Below are 5,288 nucleotides of genomic sequence, written 5' to 3'. Positions count from 1 at the left end.
GGCGCCGGGCCCGTTTCGGACGGAGCAGCCGGCTGATCGTCTAGATTAAGCGAGGAGGGGAGCGGTCCTGAGGGCCGCTCCCCGCTTTATGGGGTATTCTTGGCTTGGAGCATATTCCGTGCCTTGTTCCCGTGTTTTGAAAAGGAGGCCACTGTGGCCGATTTGCTTTCCCCCGATGATGAGCGTCCGGGTATTTCGCCCGCGCAGCCCCTTTCAGGCCTGCCATCGACATCCTCGGCCGCCGCGGCTGCCGCTTCTGACTCTGCGATCGCCCCCTCGGCCCTCCTATCGGGCGGCACTGACGGGGGTCTGCCCGTCATGCCTCCGATGGCCTCCGATGGTGCCGACAGTGCCAACGGCGGGGCTCCGGTCGAGGCGGTGGCGGGTGCTGAGGCGGTGGCGGGTGCTGAGGCTGCGGCGGGCGCCGCGGAAGCCAAGGTCGAGGCTCCGGCAGCCGTTCGGGCCGATGAGGGCCGTGCGCCGCGTCCGGCTTTGCTGGCAGCCTTGGTGGGGCTGGTGGCGGTCATCGCGTGCGTGGTGGCGGTGCCGCTGCTTCTGGGCCGCATGGCGCCGTCGAATCCAGCGGAGGCCCCGGCAGTAGAGACTTCGGCCGGGGAGAGCGCCGAGGTCGCGGCCGACGGAGATGCGGCACCCGAGAGCGATGGGAGCCTCGGGGGTGTCGCATCCGAGGGCGATGGCCAGGCTGTCGCGGAAGGCGCGGCCGAAGGTGGCGAGGAGGTGCCCACGGCGGGGCCCATCGTTTCCGAGGGTGCTGGCTATGCCTTCGCCGATGATCTGCTCGCGGCTGTTACCCCGGGTCTGAACCGGGCCCTTGCCGCGCCGGACGATCCGTCGGCTCAGGCCCAGTGGGTGCGCAGCGCCCTGAGCTTTCTGCCGGCCGACTACCTGAGCGCCTGGTCCGCATCGCTTGGCGCCGATTCTCCCGCGGCTCTCATCGAGCGCCTGGCCGATCCCGAGGTGGCCGCCTTGGCTGCGACGCTGGCCCCCGAGGGCTTTGCCCTTGTACAGGGCGAGGCCTGCTCGCCGGAAGAGGTCCGATCCCTCGAGGCCCGCTTCAAAGATGTCGGACTCGAGCGCTTCCTCCAGGCCGCCTATGTGGTGAACGCCCAGCCGACGGCCGCCGGCGCTGCGGGCGAGGGCGGCGCTGCTCCCGAGGCCGAGGATTCCGCTTCCGCCGCGGAGGGGGCCGGCGCCTCTGACGCTGCTGCCAGCGAAGCCCCCGAGGCCTTCCCCACGGCCTATCGCATTATCAAGATCAATGACGCCTGGTATCTCGCCCCCAGCATATTCTCCCTCTAGTTCCGCACTTCCATACCCCGAGAAAGGCCCGCTATGCTCTTCGCCGACATTGACATCCTCGATGAGAACCTTGCCGTGCAGCCCCATCGTTGGGTGGGAGTTCGCGACGGCCGCATCGCCTTTGTGAGCGAGGAGGCCCCCGAGCGGGCCGTCGCCGCCACGTTTGGGGAGGTCTACCATGGCCGCGGCAAGCTGCTCATGCCGGCGCTCTACAACGCCCACGCCCATTCCCCCATGACGCTTTTGCGCGGTTTCGCCGAGAACCTGCCGCTTCAGCGCTGGCTTGAGGAGAAGTGCTTCCCCTTCGAAGCCAAGATGACCGCTGAGGACTGCTACTGGGGCACGGTCCTCGCCTGCGCTGAGATGGCCCGCTATGGCGTGGTGAGCTTCTCGGACATGTACTACGCCAGCGAGGAGCGCGCTCGCGCGGTGCTGGAGGCGGGCATGAAGGCTAATATGTGCGAGGGCCTCGTGGCCTTCGAGGAAAAGCCCTACGCGGAGTATCCCATCTGCGCCCAGATGGAGGCTCTGGTAGCCGATTGGCACGGGGCCGGTGACGGGCGCATTCGCATCGACTACAACATCCATTCCGAGTACCTGTCCACGGAAACAGTGTGCCGCGACATCCTGGACATCGTGCGCGGCACCGACCTGCGGCTGCACATTCATCTCTCGGAAACCGAGAAGGAGGTGCGCGAGTGCCGCGAGCGTCACGGTGGCCTCTCGCCGGTGGAGTACTTCGATCGCATCGGCATCTTCGACGTGCCGGTGACAGCGGCCCATTGCGTGTGGGTCGATGAGACCGACCTGGATATCCTCCAGGCTCGTGGTGTGTTCGTGGCCAACAACCCGGCGTCCAATCTGAAGCTCGGCAGCGGCTTCGCCCCCATTCCCGAGATGCTGCGCCGGGGTATGAACGTGTGCCTGGGCTCTGACGGTATGGCGTCGAACAACAACCACAACCTGTTCCACGATATGTACCTCCAGGCGCTCATCTACAAGGGGGCGACCCTGGATCCCACGGCCGTGACCCCCCAGCAGGCCCTTGCTGCAGCTACGCGGGTCGGCGCCCGATCCCAGGGGCGCGACGATTGCGGTGTCGTGGCCGAGGGCATGCGCGCAGATCTGTGCGTGCTGGACACGACCGGCCCCCAGTGGTGCCCGGCGCCCGATCCCGTGTACAACCTCGTGTACGCTGGCGACGGCTCCGACGTGGTGCTCACTTTGTGCGACGGCCAGGTCATCTACCGGGCCGACGGCCATTCGGCGGGTTCTGAGGGGCAATGGCCCACTATCGACCTGGAGCGGGCCAAGGCCGAGTGCGCCGCCCGCACCGCCCGCATCATCGGGGAGTTGTAGGGACGCGCGTCGGTTCGGGCGGGCGCGCCGTCGGCTCGGGCGGGCGCGCCGTCGGCTCGATGCGCGCCCTTCGCGCGGGCGCCCACCCCATTACAGTAGGAGCCGTCCAACAGGGCGGCTTTCTTTGTCTTTTGGCGCAAGGGGACTACGATGGGTGCGGCCGGGCCGCAGGGGCGGTCGGTTGTGCAGCTCCCCCGGATCTGCCGCCGCTACGTTCCCGGTGAGGCAGGCTCGATGCGCGCCCTTCGCGCGGGCGTCCGCCCCCCCCCTGGCTTGCCGTGCGGGAAAGCCGATTGGTCGCGCCGTGCGGGAAAGCCGATTGGTCGCGCGGCGCGCGCAGGGAGGGGCGATTTCGGGGGGCGGTGACGCTAGGAGAGGGTCGGCGGTAATGGTGCCCTGAGCTTGCGCCCGTTCGTTCCGAACGGGCATTTGTGTTGCGCCTCTTCCCAGCTCGCATTCTCTAAGTCCGCATCGTCGTTCGGGCCGTGCCCCTGAGGTGTTCTTGCTCTGCTTGGGCGCGAGTCTCCCTCTGTTCAAAAAAGCGAACCGCGAAGCACCAAATACCCCTTTTCCGACATTGTCGGAGGAAAAACTGTCGCAAAGGGGCTGTTTGGTGCTTCGCAAACGCTCACCTACGCTCTTCACCTTCCTCTGAACAGGGCATTTGAGCAGTCTGAGGGTCGGAAAGCCCTTTTTGGGCATCACAAAGAGCACCAAACACCCCTTTTGTGACAAGTTTGAGCCAAAGTGCGCCGCAAAGCCGCTGTTTGGATACATGGCCCGCCACAAAACCGCTGTTTGGATACATGGCCCGCCGCAAAGCCGTTGTATGGGTACATGGCTCGTCCCACGTCCTGTCTTCCCCGCTTTTCTTTCCCGTCTGCTGCGGCTCTTCCCACCTTCAGAGCCCCTTGCCGCCCTTTTTCTCAAGAGAGTCGAGCTCTGGTCTTTTCGCTCGGGGGCGCCTGAGATCCACTTTCGCGGCTCCCTTCCACAAGTCGTTCCCCGTGAGTACCTGCTCTTCCAGCCTCTCCTTGTTCTTCGTCTTATTCTCGCTCGCAGTCCTCTGCTCGCTCGGGCAATCCGCCGCCTTCGCACCCCCTGTTCGCGGGAGGGGGATGGTGCCGATCGAGTGGCAATACCTGCGATGGTGTTGGCAAGGTGCTCGGGTGGCACCTATCGGAGAAGCCCCAGTGTTTTCCAGAGCGTGATCTGACGAGCTCGGTGATTGCGCGTTCGGATGCGAAGGGGGCGACCGAGGGCTTTGGCTATGATGGCGGCCACTTTGTCCATCTCGTCGAGACTGCGCAACTGCCGGCTGGTGAGTGTGATGACGCGATAGCCCATCTCCTCGAGGGTCGTGCGTTTGACGGCATCGTAGTAGTGCTGGCTCGATGTCAGGTGGAATGCGTCGCTGTCATATTCCACGATGAGGCGTTGGGCTGGCCAGCAGAGGTCGGCGACATAATAGCGCTTTGCCGCTGCAGGCTGTCCGCGCCGGGTAACATCGATGCGCTGATTGAGCAGAGGCCGCAGGAGTCCGTACCCGCCGTGATGGGTGGGCAGCGCGAGAGCGAGAGCGCTGGCGAGCTCGCGCGGGGAGGCGCCGCGCGGCAGCATCCAGGGAACGGCACTGCGCACGGCGATGCAGCCTGCCAAATCTCTGTGAGTTCGGCTGAGGCGTTCCACGGCGCCGGGGGAGGTGAGAGGCTCCCTTCCTGTGAGGTGCCCGTCGCGGGTTATGGCGAATGCGCCGCAGAGCGCCGATCCCTTGAGGGCGATGCGGGGCAGATCGAACCCTCGACTCCCTTGGATGAGCGCGATCTCGGGTGGGGGCGCAAAGACATCGCCGGTTATGGGCACCACAAGTCCCTCCCGAAGGGATGGGGGTGCAACATGGCAGTGGGCGCAGCGTTGACGCCGATCGCGCTCTTCGGCCACCGTGAAATGGAGCGGCTCCGTCAGAAAGGGGAACTGTTCTTGAAGGGCACCGACGGTGGCTGTATAGGGGACGAGTGAGTGGCGACTGGCCGCGGCGAACGTCACCGCTTCCGAGGGAAGGGCGGTGCAGTGCTCATAGAATTCCAAGGCGGTGGGGCCGAAGAGGAGGAGTTTGGGCATGGGGATCCTTTCGGGGGGGGGATGCTCCGGCGTAGAGGCTCGCAGCCGTACGGGGGGGGGTGCTCTGGCGCAGAGGCTCGCAGCCGTACGGGGGATGCCCTAGCGTAGAGGCTCGCAGCCGTACTTTTGTCGTGGGAATGTCGCACGGGGGTCGCGCCGCGTACCGTTGCCGCGTCGCCCGCAGTCTCGCGCAAACCTCGCCTCCGTCCCTTCCCAAGACCCTGTGCGGCCTCGCTCACGTCTCGTTGCATCGCGCCCCTGTAGCGTTGCGGCTTGCCCTGCGCCTATCGCCTTCGTCCCGCCCTCCTCTGCTCTCTGGCCCCGCGATTTTCCGGGGTACCGCTCCTTGTCGCGTCGGCCCCGCTCTCTCGGGAGCGCCGAAAAGTTGGGGAAAATATCGGGCAGGTGCGGGCTGTGGGAGCCAAGGGTTTTGCTAAGATGAATCCAACGCCAAATTGCCGCTCGCCGGTTGAAGAGAGCCGCTCGCT

The 5,288-nt window shown here is 65.9% G+C and carries 3 protein-coding genes; 2 read left to right on the top strand and 1 reads right to left on the bottom strand.

From position 1 onward, the window contains the following. Nucleotides 1-153: 153 nt before the first annotated feature. Together F8D48_RS01280 and F8D48_RS01275 are read left to right on the top strand one after the other, a co-directional pair. Nucleotides 154-1,320 (top strand): hypothetical protein, encoded by a 1,167-nt coding sequence (locus F8D48_RS01280; protein ID WP_151429635.1) that lies wholly within the window; start codon nt 154-156, stop codon nt 1,318-1,320. A 33-nt stretch (nt 1,321-1,353) separates the two neighbouring features. Then, nucleotides 1,354-2,679, top strand: a complete 1,326-nt coding sequence (locus tag F8D48_RS01275) for an amidohydrolase (RefSeq protein ID WP_151429634.1) — start codon at nt 1,354-1,356, stop codon at nt 2,677-2,679. A gap of 1,176 nt (nt 2,680-3,855) precedes the next feature. Here the strand turns inward: F8D48_RS01275 and F8D48_RS01270 are convergent. After that, nucleotides 3,856-4,800 (bottom strand): DUF559 domain-containing protein, encoded by a 945-nt coding sequence (locus F8D48_RS01270; RefSeq protein WP_151429633.1) that lies wholly within the window; start codon nt 4,798-4,800, stop codon nt 3,856-3,858. Nucleotides 4,801-5,288 lie beyond the last annotated feature (488 nt).

It is taken from the genome of Adlercreutzia muris (assembly GCF_008831045.1).
Taxonomy (GTDB): domain Bacteria; phylum Actinomycetota; class Coriobacteriia; order Coriobacteriales; family Eggerthellaceae; genus Adlercreutzia; species Adlercreutzia muris.
The sequence above is the reverse complement of the archived record's forward strand: the minus strand, read 5'-3'. Positions and strand labels throughout refer to the sequence as shown.